The following is an 18,373-nucleotide window of genomic DNA, read 5'->3' on the forward strand; positions in this document are numbered from 1 at the left end:
CCCCAGTGTTGCCCTTCTCTTCGCATCGCGGCATCGGGACGAACCCTGACTCGACCCTGAGCGAACCCTGAGCGCCGCTCGCGGGCTAGCCAGGAAGGTCGTAGCGATGGCGGATGTGCCGGCGGTCGGCGCTGGCCTGCCAGAACTCGATCTCGGTGGGGCGCAGCGCGTAGAGCTGCCAGGCCGGGTTCGGTGCCGCATCGGCGGCCGGGCGTGCGGCCCAGTCCCGGGCGGATGCGTCGGCAGAGAGCTCGACGACCGGGCCGACCAGTCGCACCTGGCGGCCGAGCTGGGACCAGTAGAAGTTCATCGCCGCCTGCGGGTTGGCCGCCAGCTCGCGGCCCTTGCGGGAGGTGCGTGCGGTGGCGAACTGCCATCCGTCGTCGTCGAGGTCTTTGAGGATGAGCATCCGCGACGACGGCGCCCCGGCACCGGAGCCGGCGCTGGCCCCGACGGTGGCGAGGCTGAACGCGTGCGGCTGACGCACCCCGGCGGCGAGCGCCGCCTCGAACCAGCTGAGGAACAGCTCCACCGGGTCGGCCGGGGCGGTGGCCGGGTCGAATGCGGGCAGGTCGTCGGGGAAGTCGGGCAGGGCCCGCAGCCGCGCTCTCAAGGTGTCACTCACGTTCGCGAGCCTACCCATCCGCCGGCGGGCCGTGAGCAAAGCACCGAAAACTCGAGAATTCTGGGGCTTGACGCACGGTTCGCGAGTCCCGCGCGCCTAAACCCAGGCGCCCTCGAGGAGGGTCGCGTGCACGTGCAGGTCGGCGTCGAGCAGCACCAGGTCGGCGCGGAGGCCCGGCGCGATCCGGCCGCGGTCGGTGAGAGCGAGCAGGTCGGTGGGGTTCTGGGTGGCGGCCCGGATGGCGATCGGCAGCGGCACTCCGGCGGTCAGCACGGCGTACCGCACCGCGTGGCTCAGCGTCAGCACGCTGCCGGCGATGGTGCCGTCGACCAGCCGCGCCTGGCCGTCCACCACCCGCACATCCAGGGCGCCCAGTTTGTAGTCGCCGTCAGCGGCGCCGGCCGCGGCCATGGCATCCGTCACGAAAACCGGGCGGGCGGGACTCTCGGTGATCAGGCGTACGACGGCCGGGTGCAGGTGCACCCCGTCGGCGACCAGCTCGGCGAACACCGCGGGGTCGTCGAGCAGCGCCAGAGCGGCGCCCGGCTCGCGGTGATGCAGCGGCCGCATGGCGTTGAAGACATGGGTGCCCGCGGTGGCCCCGGCCGCGATCGCCGCCTGCGTGAGGTCGTAGTCCGCGTCGGTGTGGCCGATGGCGGCCACGGCGCCGTGCTGCACGATGCTCGCCACGGCGGCCAGCCCGCCCTCCAGTTCCGGGGCGATGGTGACCATGCGCACCGCGCCGCCGCCGGCCCCCATCAGCCGCTCGACACCCGCCGGGTCCGGCAGCAGCAACAGCTGCTCGGCATGCGCACCCCGGTGCGCGGGGCTCAACCAGGGGCCTTCCAGGTGGATGCCGGCCAGCAGGCCGTCGCGCACCAGCTCCGCGAGCGCCCGCACTAGGCACTCCATCTCGTCGATGGGCGCGGTCACCAGGCTGGCCATCATGGTGGTGGTGCCGTGGTCGCGGTGGGTCTGCGTGATCCGCCTCGCGACGACGGCGCTGTCCGCATCGTTGAAACTGACCCCGCCGCCACCGTGGTTGTGGGCGTCGATGAAGCCCGGCGCGAGCACCCCGGCCGGCAGCGAGACATCCGCGGACCGAGGTGGGTCGCCGGCTCCGCAGCCGACGATCAGGCCGCCGCGCACCTCGACCCAGCCGGGTGAGTACTCCCGGTCGGGCAGGATCACCGTGCCGGCGGCGAGAAGCAGCGGCGTCTCGGTGCCCGGTCCGGCATCGCCCGGCAGCACAGGTGCATGCTCTGCAGTGGCGGGTCGCGAAGTGAGCGGTGTCATGAACGGGTCTCCTGGGTTGTGATTGGCGGGCTGCGGGTCAGCCGCGGACGGTGAGGAAGGTGTCTCCGGCCGCGAGCTCCAGACCGGCGGCCACGGCGTCGGCCAGGGTGATGTTCTCCGCCTGGCGCTCCAGGATGATCACCGGCACGATCGGGTCGCGGCCGCTCGCGACGATGGCGGGAACGTCAAAGCTGACGATCACGTCACCGGCGGTGACGGTGTCGCCCTGCTGGGCGCGCAGGGTGAACCCCGCACCCTTCAGCTGCACGGTGTCGATACCGAGGTGCACGAGCACCCCGACGCCCTCGGGCGCCACGATCACATAGGCGTGCGGGAACACCTTGAGCAGTTTGCCGCTGATCGGCGCGATCGCGTCGACGACCTCGCGAGGAGGGTCGATCGCCCCGCCGGGCCCGACGATCGCCTGGGCGAAGGTGGGGTCGGGCACCAGGCCGAGCTCGACGGCCCGGCCGGGAACCGGCGCGAGCACGATCAAGGAGGCGACGCTCACCTGAGGTCCTCGATGTCGTCGGCGAGGTTCTCGGCCTCGGGGCCGACGATGACCTGCACGATGGTGCCGGACCTGAACACACCGTGCGCACCGGCGGCCTTGAGGGCGGGTTCGTCGACCAGCGTGGGGTCGGTCACTTCGGTGCGCAGCCGGGTGATGCACGCCTCGATGTCGACGACGTTGTCGGCGCCGCCGAGGCCGGCCAGGATCTGCTCTGCCTTGCTACTCATTAGTTACTCCTCGGAAATGTATACGGATCTGGGGGATGGAACGGTCGGGAAGGAGGCGCTCGTCGACGAGACGCCCATGCGGGCCGGCCCTTGACAAACCGACCGCCGCACCTCCATTATCGAGTAATTGGACCGTACCAGTACGGACCACAAAGCGGAAGTGGTCCGGTTGGTTGTCAGCTGGATCACAGAAAGCCCGCTCCCCCGAATGCCAACACCCCGGAAAGGTGATGAAGTCGTGACACACCTCGACGGCCCGGTCCTCGCCAACGGCGCCGTGCCCAAGCACGTGCAGTTGCGGTCCATCCTGCTCGAACGAGTCGAGACCACCCTGGCACCCCATGCCGCGATCCCGCCGGAGCGCAAGCTCATGACCAAGTACGGCGTGAGCCGGTCAACGGTGCGGGAGGCGATCCGCCAACTGGTCGACGAGGGCGTGCTGTACCGAATCCAGGGCAAGGGCACCTTCGTCGCCGGCGAGCGCGTGCAGAGCGACCTGCACCTCGCCTCGTTCACCGAAGACATGCGCCGGCGCGGCCTGGTGCCCGCCACCGTCGTGATGGGGTCCAGGTTGATCGATGCGCCCCTCGAGGTGCGTGCGGCGCTGGGCCTGAGGGCCGGGGCGCAGGTGCAGCAGGTCGAGCGCCTTCGGCTCGCCGGCGGCATCCCGATGGCCTTCGAACGCGGCTACTACCCCACCGGCCTGCTGCCCGACCTCGGCAGCCAGGACCTCACTCGTTCGCTCTACGCCACCTTCGCCACCGAGTACGGCCTGCGCATCGACCACGCCGAACAGACCGCGTGGGCCGAGACCGCGAATGCCGAACTCGCCGAACCACTCGGCATCGACGTGGGCGTTCCCCTTCTCGTCTTCCTCCGTACCTCGTCGGCGGGGTCCACCCCCGTTGAACACGTCACCTCGTGGTACCGGGGCGACCGCTACCAGATCCACATGACCCTCGACCTCAACCACGAACTGTAAGTCAGCCTGCTCCGCCCCACCCGGGTGGCCTGCCGAGCTCATCGGCAGCGCCAGCATGCCTTCCCGCAGCCTCTGACCGCACACCATTCACCCGTCCACAAGACACACCACGAGCACCACCACAGGAGGAATCCATGTCCAGCACCACCGTTGATGCCGGAACGGGACGAAAAGTCCCGGGCCTCGCCCAACTCCAGCGCGTCGGTCGCAGCCTCATGCTGCCCATCGCAGCCCTGCCCGCCGCCGGCCTGTTACTGCGTCTGGGCCAACCCGACCTGTTGGGCGCCATCCCTGGTTTCGAAACCGGCGCTGCGGTGATCGGAGCTGCCGGCGGCGCACTGTTCGACAACCTCGCGCTGCTCTTCGCGCTCGGTGTGGCGATCGGCTACGCCAAGAAAGCGGATGGCTCAACAGCCCTGGCCGCCGTGGTGGGCTACCTCGTTTTCACGAACGTCGGCAAGGCCATGTCGCCCTTCGTCATGGGCCTGCCCGCCAAGGGCGCCGAACAGGTGCTGGTTGACTACAACGTCCTCGCCGGTGTCCTCATGGGCGTCGTCTCCGCGGTGCTGTGGCAGAAATACCACCGCATCAAACTGCCCAGCTATCTGGCCTTCTTCGGCGGACGCCGGTTCGTACCGATCGTCACCGCCGTTGTGGCCCTGGTGCTCGGTGTCCTGCTCAGCTTCCTCTACCCGGCGTTCAGCGGCGGCCTGACCAACTTCGGCTCGTTCGTCAGCTCGAATGACGTCTGGGGCGGGTTCCTCTACGGCACCTCCAACCGGCTGCTCATCCCGGTGGGCCTGCACCACATCCTCAACTCCGTGATGTGGTTCGTACTGGGCGATTACAACGGCGCCACCGGCGACCTGCACCGCTTCTTCGCCGGCGATCCCACGGCCGGCTCCTTCATGACCGGGTTCTTCCCGATCATGATGTTCGCCCTCCCCGCCGGCGCCCTGGCCATCTGGCACGAGGCCAAGAAGTCGCAGAAGAAGATCGTCGGTGGCATCATGCTCTCCGGCGCCCTCACCGCCATGCTCACTGGTGTCACCGAGCCGCTCGAATTCTCGTTCATGTTCGTCGCCTTCCCGCTCTACGCCATCCACGCCGTGCTTACGGGCACCTCGCTCGCCCTGGTCAACTTCCTGGGCATTCGCGACGGCTTCACCTTCAGTGCCGGCGCGTTCGACTACATCCTCAACTTCGGCCTGGCCGAAAAACCGCTGCTGCTTATCCCCATCGGGTTGGCCTACGCGGCGCTCTATTACTTCCTGTTCCGGTTCGTCATCCGCCGCTGGAACCTGAAGACGCCGGGCCGCGGCGACGACATCGTGGAGGAGGGAGCCCCCGACTCCACCTCGAAGACCGCGGTCTAGCCCGCCCGGCCGGTGTCGCGAGCAGCGCTCGCGGCACCGGTCGGCACCATCGTTTCTCGCACCATCCACCATTTTCAAATCGCACCTGGAGCATCCCTTGGCTGAAGTAGTCGTCCTCGAATCCGAGACCAACGCCGGCATCATCGCCGCCGCATCGATCAGAGCACTGATCAGCCAGAAACCGGATGCCGTCCTCGGCCTGGCCACCGGCTCCACGCCGATGTCGCTGTACAGCGCCCTCGCCGAGTCGCTGCGGAGCGACCCGCTGGACGTGAGCCGGGTGCGCGGTTTCGCGCTCGACGAGTACGTGGGCCTGCCCAGCGGACACCCGGAGAGCTACCGGGCCGTCATCACCCGTGACGCTGTGCTGCCCCTGGGTCTCACCCCCGGCAACATCCGGGTGCCAAATGGCGACCTGGCCACCCTCGAGTCCGCGGGCAGCGAGTACGAGGCCGCCATCCGCGCTGCCGGCGGCGTCGACGTGCAGATCCTCGGCATCGGCCGCACCGGTCACGTGGGCTTCAACGAGCCCGGCTCCTCGTTCGCCTCGCTGACCAGGGTCAAGACCCTCACCGAGAAGACCCGGATCGACAACGCCAGGTTCTTCAGCTCCCCTGACGATGTTCCCGTCCACTGCATCACCCAGGGCCTGGGCACCATCCGCCGGGCACGGCACCTGATCCTGCTGGCTTTCGGCGAGGAGAAGGCCGAGGCCATTGCCGCGGCGGTGGAGGGTCCGGTCACCTCCAGCAGCCCGGGCTCCGTCATCCAGCTGCACCCGCACGTCACCGTGCTCGTCGATGAGGCCGCGGCCTCGCGCCTGGCCAACCTCGACTACTACCGGTACACCTACGCGAACAAGCCGGCCTGGCAGGTCATCTAACCGGCCGACAGACCCGGCAGCGCGGCGACGACGGCGGCCGCACCGAGTACCATCACCAGGCCGTACCCGCAGGCGCTGAGCACGGCCTGGCCCCGCACGCCGATCCGGCCGCCGGCGAAGGCCCCCACCGCCACCAGAACCAGTTGCCAGCCCAGGGAAGCCGCCACGGCGCCCGCCACGAACACGGCCGGCGCGCTGTCCAGGCCGAGGGACGGCGGCAACGCCGCGGTCAGTGCACCGAAGTACAGCAGCGTCGCCGGGTTGATCGCGGTGAGCCCGGCGAACGTCGCAAAGACCCGGCCCGGCGACGGCGGTCGCGGCGGCTTGTCCCGCGGCTGCGCCGCCGCGGGCCGGCGGCGCAGCCCAAGGGCTCCCAGCAGCAGGAGGATCAGCCCGGCGCCCACGGCCGGCGCCGCTCCCCAGGAGTCGAGAACCGGGGCGGCGACCGCACCGATCGCCAGTGCGGCGACGCAATAGAGTCCGTCCACCAACGCCACCGCCAGCGCGGCTATGGCCCCGGCACCGAAGCCGACGGCCAGAGCCTCCCGCACCAGGAGCACACCGATGGCGCCGAGCGGCACGGCCACTCCCCACCCGGCTAACAGCCCGCCGACAAACAGTGGCCCCAGCTCGATCTCCATGCCACGATCCTGCCCTGGCCGCCGACCCTGCCCCTAGATTTTCTCCGCGGCACGGCTACGATCGCGGCATGGACGATCTCGACGGCGAAATCATCGGCATTCTGCGCACCGACGGGCGCATTTCCTTAAGTGCCCTCGGCACCGCGGTGGGGTTGAGCACGAACGCGGCTGCCGCGCGGGTGCGGAAACTCGAAGCGACCGGGGTCATCGTGGGATATCGGGCCGTGCTGGCCGATGACGCCCCGCTGGGTCCACTCGGGCTGGAGGCCTTCATCGACGTGCGGCTCCGCGCCGACGCGGACTCCGACTCCTTCCTCCTCGCCGCGCTGGCCGAGCCGGAGGTGCGCGACGCCGCGCATGTGACAGGTCCGTATGATTACCTGCTGCACGTCTGGGTCAACGACACCACGCACCTGAACGAGTTGCTGCACCGCCTGAAAAAGCAGGCCGGGGCCGGCCAGACCCAAACCCGGCTCGCCCTGCGCCCACCCGCCACCGCCAGGGAATGACCCGCGCCGGGCGCCGCTTCGGCTAAAATCGGCCGGTGCCCACGTCCCTACGCCAGTCCCCCGGAGCCCGGGTCGGCCTGTCGATCGCCGTGGCCACCGGCCTGTACGGCGTCTCGTTCGGCGCCCTGTCCATCGCGTCCGGGTTGACCGTGTGGCAGACCCAGGCGCTGAGCCTGCTGCTGTTCTCCGGCGGCTCGCAGTTCGCGTTCATCGGGGTCATCGCCGGTGGCGGCACGCCGGTGGCCGCCGCGAGCGCGGCGGCGCTGCTGGGCATCCGCAACGCCGTGTACGGGATGCAGATGAACGTGCTTCTGCATCCGCGCGGATGGCGGCGATTCGCGGCCGCCCAGGTGACCATCGACGAGTCGCTGGCCACGAGCACCGGTCAGACCGACCCTCTCGAGCAGAGGCGCGGCTTCTGGGTGGCCGGGATCGGCATCTTCGTATTGTGGAACCTGTTCACCCTGGTCGGGTCCCTGGCCGGTGACGCGCTGGGCGACCCCAAGCAGTGGGGTTTGGACGGTGCAGCCGTCGCCGCGTTCCTGGCGCTGCTCTGGCCGCGGCTGCGGTCCAGGGACGCCGGCGCGATCGCCGCGGCCTGCGCGCTCGCCACGATCCTTGCCGTGCCGTTCGTGCCACCTGGCGTGCCGATTCTGGTGGCAGCCGTGGTGGCTGCCGCGGTCGGCTGGTTCGGCTACCGGGCCGGACCCGACGGTGAGGGCCTGGAGCCCGATATCGACCCGTATCCCGACACCGTGCAGACCGACCGGACGGACCCCTCGTGACCCTGTGGTTCTGGATCGTCGTCGCCTGCGTCGTCGGGTTCCTCACCAAGCTCCTGGGCTATCTTGTGCCGAAGAAGTGGCTGGCGAATCCTCGGGTGGCCCGGGTCGCCGGCACCCTCACCATCGGCCTGCTGGCCTCCCTCACCGTCGCCAACTCGGTGGCGACCGGGCAACAGCTGGTGCTCGACGCCAGGCTGGGGGCCCTGGTGGCCGCCGCCGTGGCCCTGTGGCTGAAGGCGCCGTTCCTCGTCGTGGTGATCGTGGGTGCGGCAGCGGCGGCCGGGCTCCGGCTGCTCGGCCTGCCGTAGTCCTGGGCGGGATCGGCCCCGCCCGTGTGCTAGTGTAGGAAGTTGCGCGTCGATCCTTACCACGATCCGACCACTCCGCTGCCCCAATCCATGGCCGGAGTCACGCACCGCTCGAACGGGTACTACCCGCTCGGACGCACTCGACCGGGACTTACGGTCGATCACCTACGCTGTTCGAATTTCGGCGCACGCAATGCTGCGCGCCGCCTTCACACGTCATAACGAAAAGTACGATTCATGTTCACAACCACTCATACCCTCGACCACGCCACGGACGCCATCGACACCCTGTCGCCGGAACACCGCCAGGCGATTCACCTCGCCTACTACTCGGGCTTCAGCAACAATCAGGTCGCCGACCTGCTCGGCGTGAGCGTCGACGTCGCCGATTCCCGTCTGAGCGAGGGCCTCACGCACCTGCGTTCGGCCCTGCGCGTCGCCGCCTGACTACTACCGGGAGTCGGGCAATCCTTCTCCTGACACCCTCGGAAGGAACCGACAATGTTTCTCCTCTTCGGCATCAATGCCTCGCAGAAGGTCATCAACGTCGTCACGTTCATCTGCGCATTCTGCGGGGAGCGAGCGCCGCAAAATGTCGTGAAGTCTGCGAACCGGTTCACGGTGTTTTTTCTGCCGCTGTTCTCGTTCTCCACCAAATATTCCAACGAGTGCACGAACTGTGGTGGACAGACCCGCCTCAGCGCCGACCAGGCGCGACATTCACTGGACTGGGTGCAGTCCCGCATGTCTTCCTAGAGGCTGCGACAGGGCGCTCCGGTCGCCTCGAGACCGGTGCGCCACCTCCTCGTCAACAGATGTCCGCACGGGCAACAGTTGTCGGCGGGCTTCGGCTGCTGCAGAGCCGGCTACGGGGTTGATCGCTTCTCGAACACCCACAGGCCGTTCGTGGCCGGGAACCACGGCCGGTCGCCGCTTGTGACTCTGAGGCAAGAGAGGGCGTCGACGTATCCCTGCTGGGTGACCGCCTCGCTGTGCACGAGATCGAAGCCCAGGTCCCCTGCGTATTGGCTGTACCCGCCCAGAGTGAAGAGCTGATAACGCTCCAGGGCTTCCCGCGGGAAGGTCTCGATGCCCCAGGTGAGCGTGAGCAGAAACTCGGCGACGGCATGCCGGGTGCCGGTCAGGCTCCGCCCGCGCAGGTGCAGCGCCCGCAACAACGGGTGCGGGCTGCGCCGCAGGTAATCGTGGAACGCCTCGACGTCCTCGTCGGACAATCCGTCCACGGTCGCCAGCTCCGTGGGCCGTTCCGGCATGACACCGTCGCGGATGATCAAGCGGCCCCGACCGCGCAGGCTCTCGCGGCACCGGGTCACGGTGAGTGCCAGCGCGTCGTACCCGCGCAGGATTGGCTCGGTATTCGGCGACGTTCCGTAGGAGTAGACCTCATGCAGCAGGGCGCTCACGACGATCGTGTCGAACGGCTCGTCGAAGAGCTGCGGCACCTGCTCGGCGTAGCCGCGCCGCACCTCGTGCAACATCCCGAGCGCAGTCAGCCTGGTGATAGCGTCCGGCGCGGCGTCCAGGGCGGATGTCCGGAAGCCGGCACCCGCGATCGCGGCGGTGAGCTCGCCACCGCCGGCTCCGACATCCAGCACCAGGGGGCCACGCAGGTGCGGCAGCACCATCCGCGCCTTGTCACCGAGCGAGGAGCCCATCCGGTCGAAATAGCGAGGCTCCAGCGCAACTGTCGGCATGGGTAGGCGTGCTCCTCGCGGGCGGTGGTCGGGAAGGCTCAAGGCTAGCGAAAACGACGGGTCGACGTCCGGCTCCGGTGCGTCCCGGGCCGGCTCGCCACCTGCCGGGCGAACGCGGAGTGGAATCAACTGTGAAACCGACCGTCCGGACGGTCTTTCTTGATACGATGCTCGCATGGATCGCAAAGCACTCATTCTCGGCGCCGCCCGACAGCTCACACTAGATCGCGGAGTCGTCCCCTCGCTGAACGAGACGGCGAGCAAGGCCGGCGTCTCGAAGGGTGGCCTCCTGCATCACTTCCCCTCCCGGGCGGCGCTTGTGCAAGGACTGGCTGTGGCTGCCCTTGAGGAAATCGACGCCATAATGGTCGCCGCATCGACGGAGGGCCGAGCGGCGGAGACGTGGTTGCGAATCTCGGTGCCGGCCGGGGAGGACGTGGCGTTGTTCCGGGCGCTGGCCATCGCGCACCGTGCGGTCGAGACGCCCGGAGACGACGTCGCGGCCGCATCGCGGGAGGCGATCGCGCGGTGGGAGTCGATGATCCAGGACGACACGGGAGACGCAACTCGAGCGCGGATCATCCGTCTAGTCGGAGACGGACTCGCCGCGAACGTCGTCGCCGGCATCGAAACCGCCCCCACGGAGGCGGAGCTCGACGCCCTGATCGACGTCCTCGTACGCGGTCCGGGGCCGGACAGGCGGTGAGCGCGCCTCTTCTGCTCGCGATCGCCGGGCTCGCGGTGCTGGACTCGTTCAACCCGGCCACGATCGTCGCAGTGACACTGATCCTCCTTGCCGCCCCCCGGCGCCCCGCGCTGACGGCACTGGTGACGGTGCTCGGTGCAGCACTCACCGTGTTCGGCGCCGGCGCTGCTCTGTTCCTCGGCGCGGGCGCAGCTGCCGGAGCGGTCGACGGCATCGTACAGGGCATCCGATACGTCGCCTTCGCCGCCGCAGGCCTCGTGCTGATCCTCGCCGGCATCCGGCGGTTCCGCACCAGACCCCGCACCCCCATCGCACTGCCCGCTTGGTTCACGCCCTGGACGGCGCTTCCGTTCGGCGCGCTTCTGACCGGCGCCGACCTGCCCAACGCGTTTCCGTACTTCATCGCGATCGAACGCCTCCTCAACGCCGGTGTCACTACCGGGGCAGGGCTGCTGATCCTCGCTGGCTACGCCGTGATCTACTGCCTCCCCTGCCTCGTGCTTCTCACCGTGGGCATCCTCTCCCGCCGGCGGACGCACGCTTTGCTGTCCCGCATCACCACGCGCCTGGGCACCGGTGACGTCACGGCATCGCCGGTGATAGCAGTCGCGTTGATTCTGCTCGGCGGGGTGGTCGCCTCGCTGCCCTTCTGGGCGCTGCGCTGAACGTAGCGTCGATCCAGATCTCTTCGATGATGACCTGGACGCCGTCTCGGTAGCTCTCGATAACGCAGAACGAATTTCAGCAGTGTCCGATCTGCGGCCGACTCATCGAGCGACTCCCCCGTGATCGTGAACTACTGGGCAACATCCTCGAGGAGGATCGCGAGCTCGTCGAGTTCGACGTCCCAGCCCTCTCGGTTCTGCTCGAGACGTTCGCGACGGTAGCGGGTACCGCCGGGGAGCGTATCGAAGCCCGATTCGATCACCGTGACATCCGTCCCGGTACCAGCATCGGCGATGGTGAAGCGCACGTGCGTCGAGTACTCGTCGAGCTTTTCGGCGGGGATTCCGGACCAACGGAAGCCGAACGAGTCGTCGGGCACCACCTCGGTGATTTCGATCGGGAAGCTGCCGTAGTCATCCCAGTCGATGCTGCCGGTAGCGCCGGGCTCGAGCGCGGCGAACATCACAGCGTCTCCGAACCACTGGACCATCACCTCGGGGTCGGTCAGCGCCATCCAGACGCGCGCGCGCGAAGCCTCGATGTGGACGGTGCGGGTCACGGTGTGGCCCTTGATTCTTGCGTGATCAGACACGGTGTTTCCTTCACGTTCGAGCTGAGCGCGACGGGACATTGCCCGCCGAGCGGCGCGTGAACCAGTTCCGCAAACGCGCCTCATCGAGCGTACCCATGATTGCGAACCTGTTCACGGGCGAGAGAACCGCGCGAGCTCGATCAGTTGTGGGATTTCCGTGGGGTGTGACCGCGTCCGGGGACAAAAAAACCCCGTGATCACAAGGATCAACGGGGTTTTTCGTGGCGGTACCGGTGGGATTTGAACCCACGGTGGAGTCTCCCCCACACAACTTTTCGAGAGTTGCACCTTCGGCCGCTCGGACACGGTACCGAGAGCGATTGTAGTTGAGAGGAGGGGTCCGGCGCCAATCCGGGCAATTGTCAGAGGCCGGCGGTACTCTCGCGGGGTGACAAACGACAGTTCCACTCCCCGCACTCTTGCCCTCGCCGCCGGCGCCCTGGCCACCACCGCCGGCATCACAGCGGTGGCGGTCGCCAACTACAGGCGCTTCAAGCTGCACCTGGCCGCCAACGCCGCCGAGCTCAACGAGACCTTGCCGATCAATTCGCTCTGGTGGCGCACACACGCCAAGGAGAAGGGCGACCTGCTTTACGTGGCCATCGGTGACAGTGCCGCGCAGGGCATCGGCGCCAGCGCGCCCAACCGTGGTTATGTCGGCATCCTGGCCGACCACATCCGTCTGGCCACAGGCCGCACCCTGCGGGTGATCAACCTCAGTGTCTCAGGGGCCACCGTGGAGCTGGCCGTGCGCGACCAGCTGCCGCGGTTCGCCAAGCTGCAGCCCGACTTCGTCACCGTCGCCATCGGCGCCAACGACATCGCCCAGTGGGATGCGGAACGCTTCGAATCCGGCATTCGCACAGTGTTCGCGGCCCTGCCGCCGCACGCGCTCGTGGCCGACCTGCCGTGCTTCCACCTGCCCCACAACGAACGCAAGGTGGCCGTGGCCAACCAGATCGTGCGCGACGTGGCCGCCGAGCACGGCCTCACCGTCGTGCCGCTGCACGCCACCACCAAACGACAGGGCTGGCGGAGCGTGCTGACGCAGGTGGCCAACGATATGTTCCACCCGAACGACCGCGGCTACCGCACCTGGGCGGAGGCTTTTCTGCCCCTGCTCAGCTCGGCCGTGGCCCGACGGGTCCCCCAGGAGGCCCTGACCGAGTGAGGCGTGTCGGCGGCCGCGGCTAGGCTCGCAGCATGGCTAAACCCGTCTCCAACTTCCGCTGCACCGAGTGTGGTTGGACCACCCTGAAATGGGCGGGCCGCTGCGGCGAATGCCAGCAATGGGGCACCGTGGTGGAAACCGCGGAGAAGACTGGCATCAGCCGGTCGGTCGCTCCCTCCGTTGTGAGCGGCACCGGCGTAGCCCGGCCGATCACCCACGTCGACACGACGGCGGTAGCGCACTGGCCCACCGGCATCAACGAGTTCGACAGGGTCCTCGGCGGCGGCATCGTGCCCGGCTCGGTGATCCTGCTTAGCGGCGAGCCCGGGGTGGGCAAGTCCACCCTGCTGCTCGAGGTGGCGTCCAAGGCGGCCGTAGCCAAGTCCCGGGTGCTCTACGTCAGTGCCGAGGAATCGGTGGCGCAGGTGCGCCTGCGCGCCGAACGCACCGGGGCACTGCAGCCGGAACTCTTCATCGCCGCCGAGACCGATCTGGCCACCATCCTCGGCCAGATCGACGCGGTCAAACCCGATTTGGTGATCATCGACTCCGTGCAGACGGTGTCCAGTTCCCTCAACGACGGCCAGGCCGGGCAGCCCGGCCAGGTGCGCGAGGTGGCGTCCACCCTCATCCGGCTCGCCAAGGACCGCAACCTGCCCGTGCTGCTGGTGGGGCACGTCACCAAGGACGGCACCATTGCCGGCCCGCGGCTGCTGGAACACCTGGTGGACGTGGTTTGTCAGTTCGAGGGCGACAGGCATACTGCGCTGCGGTTCGTGCGGGCCCTCAAGAACCGCTTCGGCTCCACCGACGAAGTGGGCTGTTTTGAAATGACCGGTGACGGCATCAGCGAGGTCGCTGACCCGAGCGGGCTGTTCCTCAGCCGCGGCACCGCCGCGGTCTCCGGCACCTGTGTGACCGTGGCGATGGAGGGACGTCGCGCCCTGCCGGTGGAGGTGCAGGCGCTCGTGATCGACACCGCCATGCCCAACCCGCGCCGGGTGACCAACGGCGTGGACGGCTCCCGCGTGGCGATGCTGCTGGCGGTGCTGGAGAAGCGGGCGGGCTATCCGCTCTCGAAAAAGGACGTGTACGTTTCCACGGTGGGCGGGGTACGGCTGGTGGAACCGGCCGCGGACCTGGCCATCGCGATCGCGGTCGCATCGGCGCTCAAGGACGAACCCATAGCGCACACCGTGGTGGCGTTTGGCGAGATCAGCCTGGCCGGTGAGATCCGTCCGGTGTCCGCGGCCAAGCAGCGCGCCGCCGAGGCCGCCCGGATGGGCTTCAGCACCCGTATCGACGCGTCCAGCAGCACCGTGCAGACCGCGGTGAACCGGGCGCTGGGCACGGGTGTTTCCCGGCGGGACGCCGAGCTGGACGACGCGTTCCGGTAGCGGGTCGGGTCAGTCCGTCGACGGCTCGATCGGTCCGAGTGCGCGCAGCAGGTCAGCCGGAGCCGCCTGCATCACGGCGGGGCCGGCCACGTCGAAGAAGACCATCTCCAGCGTCTCGCTGTGCACGGTGAGGAACTCCCGCAGCCACTGCCCGTCGGCCACCATCACCTGCGGATCGACCTCGTCGGGGATCATCCGGGCGTAGTTCTCGCCGGAGGAGAAGAGCAGCAGGGTGCGCTTGTCGCTGCCCTCCCGACCGAACACCCGCACCTGCTCGGCGGAGCCCTTGACCACGAGCAACGGCGCGATCACTACATCGTTGCGGAGCGCGTACGCCACCGCCGCGACATCCTGCTTGGCCAAGGCGCTGGCCAGGGCATCCGATCGGGTATCTGAAGTCGCGTCTGTCACGTGCTCCATTCAATCATTCACGGCCGGAGCGGGGCCACTCGAGGCCTCAGCCCGGAGCGAACACCGCGGGCTGGCGGTCAGTTGAGCAGGAACTGGGTGGGGCCGGCCGATTCGACGCCGCCCACGCTCACAGAGAGGTAGTACGACGCGCCCTCGCCGGGCACGGGCTCCCGGTCGATGATCTCGCAGGTCTCCGGGCTGGAGCGGGTACGGTCCCAGGTGAGCGGCGTCTTGGTGCTCACCGCGACGCCTGGCTGCAGGGTGACCTCGGCGTCTGCCGGGTCGGACTGGCAGTCGGTGGAGGACCAGTACACGTCGGCGCCGCTGGTGATCGTGAACACCTGCGTGGCGGTGCCGGCGTTCAGGGTGCAGGGTGTGCTGCCGGTGTTGGTCACGCTCAGGGAGAGCTCGGGTTCGTCGCCCGCGTCGTAGGCGTCCTGGTCGGTGATCGCCTCGACCTGCACGGCCGCCGGGTCGCACGCCGCCCCGGCGGCGCCGGGGGCGGCCGGGTCGGCGGTAATTGCCGTATCGGCCGCGTTTCCGGTCGGCGTCGGCGCCGCCGTCGATGCCGGGTCACTGCCGCCGCCGGGGCGCACGACGATCAGGATGACGATCAGGAGCACGGCGAGCACACCGAGGCCGACCACCAAACGACGGCGCCGGTAGACGGTGCTGGCCTGGGGGCCGACGGGATGCTTGATCGTCGACATGGTCCAAGGCTAGCGAGGTCTACCGGCGCCGCCGGTAATGCTCTGCGTGTCGGTTACGAATCCATCGAAACCCGGCGACGACTCACCAGAACCGCACCGAGCAGCAGCATCAGCGCGCCGCCGGCCAGCCACGGGCTGGCGTCCAGTCCGGTCTGGGCGAGTGTCGCGGCCGGGGTGACGCCGGTGACGGTGATCTCGGTCCAGCCGATCACGGCGCCCGCGGCATCCTGCACGATGATGCTGTGCGTACCGGCGGCGAGACCGGCCGGCACCACCGCGGCGACGGTGCCCGCGGCGCTGACCCGCTGCCAGCCGCCCAGGTTGATCGGCGTGGAGCGAACCCAGACGGAGACGTACTGACCGGCGAACGCGGTTCCGACGCCGATGGTGAGCTTGTCACCGGCGGCCACCGTGGAGTCATTGACCGTGATCTTGTTCTGCAGGGCCTTGGTCAGAGCGGACTCCGCCGCGGCCGTCGGTGCGCTCGTGGGAGCGGACGATCCGGTCTGGGGAAGCTCGGTGGGGGCGGGGGTCGGAGCCGTCGTCGGAACCGGGGTCGGAGCCGTCGTCGGCACCGGGGTCGGCTCGGTCGTCGGCACCGGGGTCGGCTCGGTCGTCGGCACCGGGGTCGGCTCGGTCGTCGGGACCGGGGTCGGCTCGGGCGTCGGGACCGGGGTCGGCTCGGTCGTCGGCACCGGGGTCGGGACCGGGGTCGGCTCGGGCGTCGGGACCGGGGTCGGCTCCGTCACCGGAACGGTGACGGCCAGGGGCACCCGCACCGTGGTGCCGGATTCCTTGGCCATGAGGGTGATCTCACTGGCGGCCGCGGCGTCGGTGGGCACTGTGACGGTGACCGTTGCGGCGCCGGTGGCGTCGACGGATGCCGGAGCGAAGACCGTCTTGCTGCCAGCCCAGGTGACGGCGAGTTCGGTGTTCTTCGGGGCACCTGTGGAGGTCAGGTTGAGCTGCGACACGGTGAAGCTCACGGTGTCACCGGGCTTGACCGCCGTGCTCGGCACCCCGGTCACGGAAGCCTGGTTGGCGGCGAATGACGGCGACAGCGGGCTGTTGGCCGTGATGTAGGACATCCAGGCGTCGCGGTCGACGAGGGCAGAGTCGGTGGTGCCGGTGCCCTCGGTGAAGACGCGGAAGTTGTCTCCACCGGTGAGCAGGAAGTTGAACGAGCCGATGGTGTAGCCGGCGGCCGGGTCGATGGGCTTCCCGTCGACCCAGATGCCGGTGATCCGGTCGCTCTCTGGACGGGTCGCGTCGAACGTGTAGTTCACATTGTCAGAGAGACCCAGCTGCAGGTAGGGGCGGCTGGGCACGGCGCCCTTGCTGTCGCGCTGCCACTGCTGTTCCAGGGCGATCTTGAACTGGGCTCCGGTGAGGGTGGTGGTCCACAGGTTGTTCGCGAACGGCAGAACGGCGTTTGCTTCCGAGACGCTCACGTCGGTGTCCGGTGTGGTCAGGAGGTCCTTGCGCAGTCCACCGGGGTTGACGACACCGATATCAGCGCCGCCCTTCTTCTCGTCGGACAAAGTCGCGAGCAGTGCGTTGGCCACCAAGGTGCCCATGGTCGACGGGGCGGCCCGGTCCTCGACAACGGGGGTCGCTCCGCCGATGGAGGCGCGGGTGATCGGCGCAGAGATGGTGCCGACACTCACGCTGCCTGTGACGGCCGCCTTGGCGATGGCCGCGTCGGTGATGTTCTTGACGGTGGCGACCCTGGGGAATGCGCTGACCAGAGCGGCGTCGGCGGCCGTGCTGCGCTTGACGTTCTGGTTCGTGACCGTGGTGGTGGCCCCAGTGACGGTGTCGTAACTGAGCACAACTTGGCCGATGTTCTCACCATAGTTACCGGTCTGCAGCACCGGGCGGGTCACGCCCGTCGCGGCACCGGGGACCTGGGCGTTCCAGGCGTACAGCTTGTGGGTGTGGCCGGTGAAGATGGCGTCCACCGCCGCTGAGGTCTTCGTGACGATCTTGGCGAAGGCGCTGCCGGTGAGGGCCAGCTCCTGCTCGAGGGTGGCGTTCTCCACGGTGCCGGCACCGGCGCCCTCGTGGTACTCGGCGATGATGACGTCGGCCTCGCCGTTGGCATCGTCGCCGTCGGTGAGCTGGCCGGCGACCCGGTTGACCGCGTCGACAGGGTCACCGAAGCTGACGGATGCGATGCCGTTGGGCGAGACCAGGGTGGGGGTTTCCTCGGTCACGGTACCGATCACTGCAACAGTGACGCCCTGCACCTCGCGGAGCGCGTACTCCTGGAGAGCGGGCGTCTGGGTGCCCACCTTGTAGACGTTGGCACCGAGGTAGTCGAAGTTGGCTTTCTCCGAGACCCGACCGGTGAGGTCGTCCATGCCCTGGTCGAATTCGTGGTTGCCGACCGCGGAGGCTGACAGCTCGAGGGCGTTCAGTACGTCCAAGGTCGGGGTGTCCTGCTGCGACGCCGACTCGTAGGGCGAGGCGCCGATGTTGTCTCCGTCGGAGAGGAACAGGGTGCTCTCGGGGTGCTGGGCGCGCAGGGTCTCCACGGTCCCGGCAAATTTCACGGTGTTGGCATCGATTCGCCCGTGGAAGTCGTTGATGTTCAGCAGGTTCAGCTGCACCGGGAGCGGGGCCGCGACGGCCGGGACGGCAACGACGGGCGCGCCCACCAGGCACGCTCCGATCACTGCAGCGAAGGCCAGCCGGAGCGGGCGGGACGGGTTGAGCGACATTGTTCTCCTCGAAAGTGGTGCCGTGGGGTGACGGGGATGCAGATGAAGGGCCGGTGTGGCGCGCGTGAAAATCGGCGACAACAGCGGACGGACTGACTGTGGGGGCAGCCTAACGACGCCGGATGTCCGGCGGGTT

Annotated in this window: 22 protein-coding genes and 1 tRNA gene; 12 read left to right on the forward strand and 11 right to left on the reverse strand. The window is 68.7% G+C overall.

Annotated elements, in window-relative coordinates:
• Window positions 1-85 precede the first annotated feature (85 nt).
• The 4 genes from E3O60_RS06605 to E3O60_RS06620 form a co-directional block, all read right to left on the reverse strand.
• The gene (locus E3O60_RS06605; RefSeq protein WP_134480929.1) at window positions 86-625 is read right to left on the reverse strand and encodes a pyridoxamine 5'-phosphate oxidase family protein; all 540 of its coding nucleotides are present in this window, start codon (window positions 623-625) and stop codon (window positions 86-88) included.
• Between the two features lie 96 nt (window positions 626-721).
• Window positions 722-1,921 (reverse strand): N-acetylglucosamine-6-phosphate deacetylase, encoded by a 1,200-nt coding sequence (gene nagA, locus E3O60_RS06610; protein ID WP_134497562.1) that lies wholly within the window; start codon window positions 1,919-1,921, stop codon window positions 722-724.
• A 37-nt stretch (window positions 1,922-1,958) separates the two neighbouring features.
• On the reverse strand, window positions 1,959-2,432 hold the full coding sequence (locus E3O60_RS06615; protein ID WP_088457285.1) for a PTS glucose transporter subunit IIA: 474 nt from the start codon (window positions 2,430-2,432) through the stop codon (window positions 1,959-1,961).
• On the reverse strand, window positions 2,429-2,662 hold the full coding sequence (locus E3O60_RS06620) for a glucose PTS transporter subunit EIIB (protein ID WP_088457286.1): 234 nt from the start codon (window positions 2,660-2,662) through the stop codon (window positions 2,429-2,431). The genes E3O60_RS06615 and E3O60_RS06620 overlap by 4 nt, the downstream gene beginning before the upstream one ends.
• 238 nt (window positions 2,663-2,900) lie before the next feature.
• Here E3O60_RS06620 and E3O60_RS06625 point away from each other — a divergent pair, with 238 nt between their 5' ends.
• From E3O60_RS06625 to E3O60_RS06635, 3 genes are all read left to right on the forward strand, one after another.
• A complete protein-coding gene (locus E3O60_RS06625) occupies window positions 2,901-3,644 on the forward strand; it encodes a GntR family transcriptional regulator (protein WP_088457287.1) in 744 nt (247 codons plus the stop codon).
• Window positions 3,645-3,778: 134 nt separating this feature from the next.
• Complete coding sequence (locus tag E3O60_RS06630) at window positions 3,779-5,020, forward strand: PTS transporter subunit EIIC (protein WP_088457288.1); 1,242 nt, start codon at window positions 3,779-3,781, stop codon at window positions 5,018-5,020.
• Window positions 5,021-5,117: 97 nt separating this feature from the next.
• Window positions 5,118-5,903 (forward strand): glucosamine-6-phosphate deaminase, encoded by a 786-nt coding sequence (locus E3O60_RS06635; RefSeq protein ID WP_088457289.1) that lies wholly within the window; start codon window positions 5,118-5,120, stop codon window positions 5,901-5,903.
• Here E3O60_RS06635 and E3O60_RS06640 read toward each other — a convergent pair.
• A complete protein-coding gene (locus E3O60_RS06640) occupies window positions 5,900-6,544 on the reverse strand; it encodes a hypothetical protein (protein ID WP_134480933.1) in 645 nt (214 codons plus the stop codon). The two genes, E3O60_RS06635 and E3O60_RS06640, sit on opposite strands and share 4 nt — an antisense overlap.
• 68 nt (window positions 6,545-6,612) lie before the next feature.
• On the opposite strand from E3O60_RS06640, the gene E3O60_RS06645 reads away from it, so the two are divergent.
• From E3O60_RS06645 to E3O60_RS06665, 5 genes are all read left to right on the forward strand, one after another.
• Window positions 6,613-7,053, forward strand: coding sequence for an Lrp/AsnC family transcriptional regulator (locus tag E3O60_RS06645; RefSeq protein ID WP_134497564.1), 441 nt, complete (start codon window positions 6,613-6,615; stop codon window positions 7,051-7,053).
• 35 nt (window positions 7,054-7,088) lie between these two features.
• Window positions 7,089-7,838, forward strand: coding sequence for an AzlC family ABC transporter permease (locus E3O60_RS06650; RefSeq protein ID WP_134497565.1), 750 nt, complete (start codon window positions 7,089-7,091; stop codon window positions 7,836-7,838).
• Complete coding sequence (locus tag E3O60_RS06655) at window positions 7,835-8,146, forward strand: AzlD domain-containing protein (protein ID WP_088457293.1); 312 nt, start codon at window positions 7,835-7,837, stop codon at window positions 8,144-8,146. The genes E3O60_RS06650 and E3O60_RS06655 overlap by 4 nt, the downstream gene beginning before the upstream one ends.
• A gap of 237 nt (window positions 8,147-8,383) precedes the next feature.
• Window positions 8,384-8,593, forward strand: a complete 210-nt coding sequence (locus E3O60_RS06660) for an RNA polymerase sigma factor (RefSeq protein WP_088457294.1) — start codon at window positions 8,384-8,386, stop codon at window positions 8,591-8,593.
• A 54-nt stretch (window positions 8,594-8,647) separates the two neighbouring features.
• The gene (locus E3O60_RS06665; RefSeq protein WP_134497567.1) at window positions 8,648-8,902 is read left to right on the forward strand and encodes a zinc-ribbon domain-containing protein; all 255 of its coding nucleotides are present in this window, start codon (window positions 8,648-8,650) and stop codon (window positions 8,900-8,902) included.
• A gap of 110 nt (window positions 8,903-9,012) precedes the next feature.
• Here E3O60_RS06665 and E3O60_RS06670 read toward each other — a convergent pair whose 3' ends face one another.
• A complete protein-coding gene (locus E3O60_RS06670) occupies window positions 9,013-9,861 on the reverse strand; it encodes a methyltransferase domain-containing protein (protein ID WP_166788756.1) in 849 nt (282 codons plus the stop codon).
• A gap of 175 nt (window positions 9,862-10,036) precedes the next feature.
• Here E3O60_RS06670 and E3O60_RS06675 point away from each other — a divergent pair, with 175 nt between their 5' ends.
• Entirely contained in the window at window positions 10,037-10,567 is a 531-nt protein-coding gene (locus E3O60_RS06675; RefSeq protein WP_134407839.1) for a TetR/AcrR family transcriptional regulator, read from the forward strand.
• Complete coding sequence (locus tag E3O60_RS06680) at window positions 10,564-11,232, forward strand: GAP family protein (protein ID WP_166788755.1); 669 nt, start codon at window positions 10,564-10,566, stop codon at window positions 11,230-11,232. The genes E3O60_RS06675 and E3O60_RS06680 overlap by 4 nt, the downstream gene beginning before the upstream one ends.
• Before the next feature lie 131 nt (window positions 11,233-11,363).
• Here the strand turns inward: E3O60_RS06680 and E3O60_RS06685 are convergent, their stop codons facing one another.
• Together E3O60_RS06685 and E3O60_RS06690 are read right to left on the reverse strand one after the other, a co-directional pair.
• Window positions 11,364-11,825 (reverse strand): SRPBCC domain-containing protein, encoded by a 462-nt coding sequence (locus tag E3O60_RS06685; RefSeq protein WP_166788754.1) that lies wholly within the window; start codon window positions 11,823-11,825, stop codon window positions 11,364-11,366.
• A 222-nt stretch (window positions 11,826-12,047) separates the two neighbouring features.
• Window positions 12,048-12,137 (reverse strand) — tRNA-Ser (locus tag E3O60_RS06690).
• Window positions 12,138-12,213: 76 nt separating this feature from the next.
• On the opposite strand from E3O60_RS06690, the gene E3O60_RS06695 reads away from it, so the two are divergent.
• Both E3O60_RS06695 and radA read left to right on the forward strand, forming a co-directional pair.
• The gene (locus tag E3O60_RS06695; RefSeq protein WP_088457298.1) at window positions 12,214-12,996 is read left to right on the forward strand and encodes an SGNH/GDSL hydrolase family protein; all 783 of its coding nucleotides are present in this window, start codon (window positions 12,214-12,216) and stop codon (window positions 12,994-12,996) included.
• A gap of 32 nt (window positions 12,997-13,028) precedes the next feature.
• The gene (gene radA / locus E3O60_RS06700; RefSeq protein WP_134407817.1) at window positions 13,029-14,393 is read left to right on the forward strand and encodes a DNA repair protein RadA; all 1,365 of its coding nucleotides are present in this window, start codon (window positions 13,029-13,031) and stop codon (window positions 14,391-14,393) included.
• A 9-nt stretch (window positions 14,394-14,402) separates the two neighbouring features.
• Here radA and E3O60_RS06705 read toward each other — a convergent pair whose 3' ends face one another.
• The 3 genes from E3O60_RS06705 to E3O60_RS06715 form a co-directional block, all read right to left on the reverse strand.
• A complete protein-coding gene (locus tag E3O60_RS06705) occupies window positions 14,403-14,804 on the reverse strand; it encodes a dehydrogenase (protein ID WP_370291565.1) in 402 nt (133 codons plus the stop codon).
• A 77-nt stretch (window positions 14,805-14,881) separates the two neighbouring features.
• Window positions 14,882-15,514 carry a DUF4232 domain-containing protein gene (locus E3O60_RS06710; protein WP_134497569.1) on the reverse strand — a complete coding sequence of 211 codons (633 nt, stop codon included), beginning with the start codon at window positions 15,512-15,514 and terminating at the stop codon, window positions 14,882-14,884.
• A gap of 53 nt (window positions 15,515-15,567) precedes the next feature.
• Window positions 15,568-18,237, reverse strand: a complete 2,670-nt coding sequence (locus E3O60_RS06715) for a bifunctional UDP-sugar hydrolase/5'-nucleotidase (RefSeq protein ID WP_134497571.1) — start codon at window positions 18,235-18,237, stop codon at window positions 15,568-15,570.
• Window positions 18,238-18,373 lie beyond the last annotated feature (136 nt).

This window comes from Cryobacterium sp. TMB1-7 (assembly GCF_004402435.1).
GTDB classification, from domain to species: Bacteria; Actinomycetota; Actinomycetes; order Actinomycetales; family Microbacteriaceae; genus Cryobacterium; species Cryobacterium zongtaii.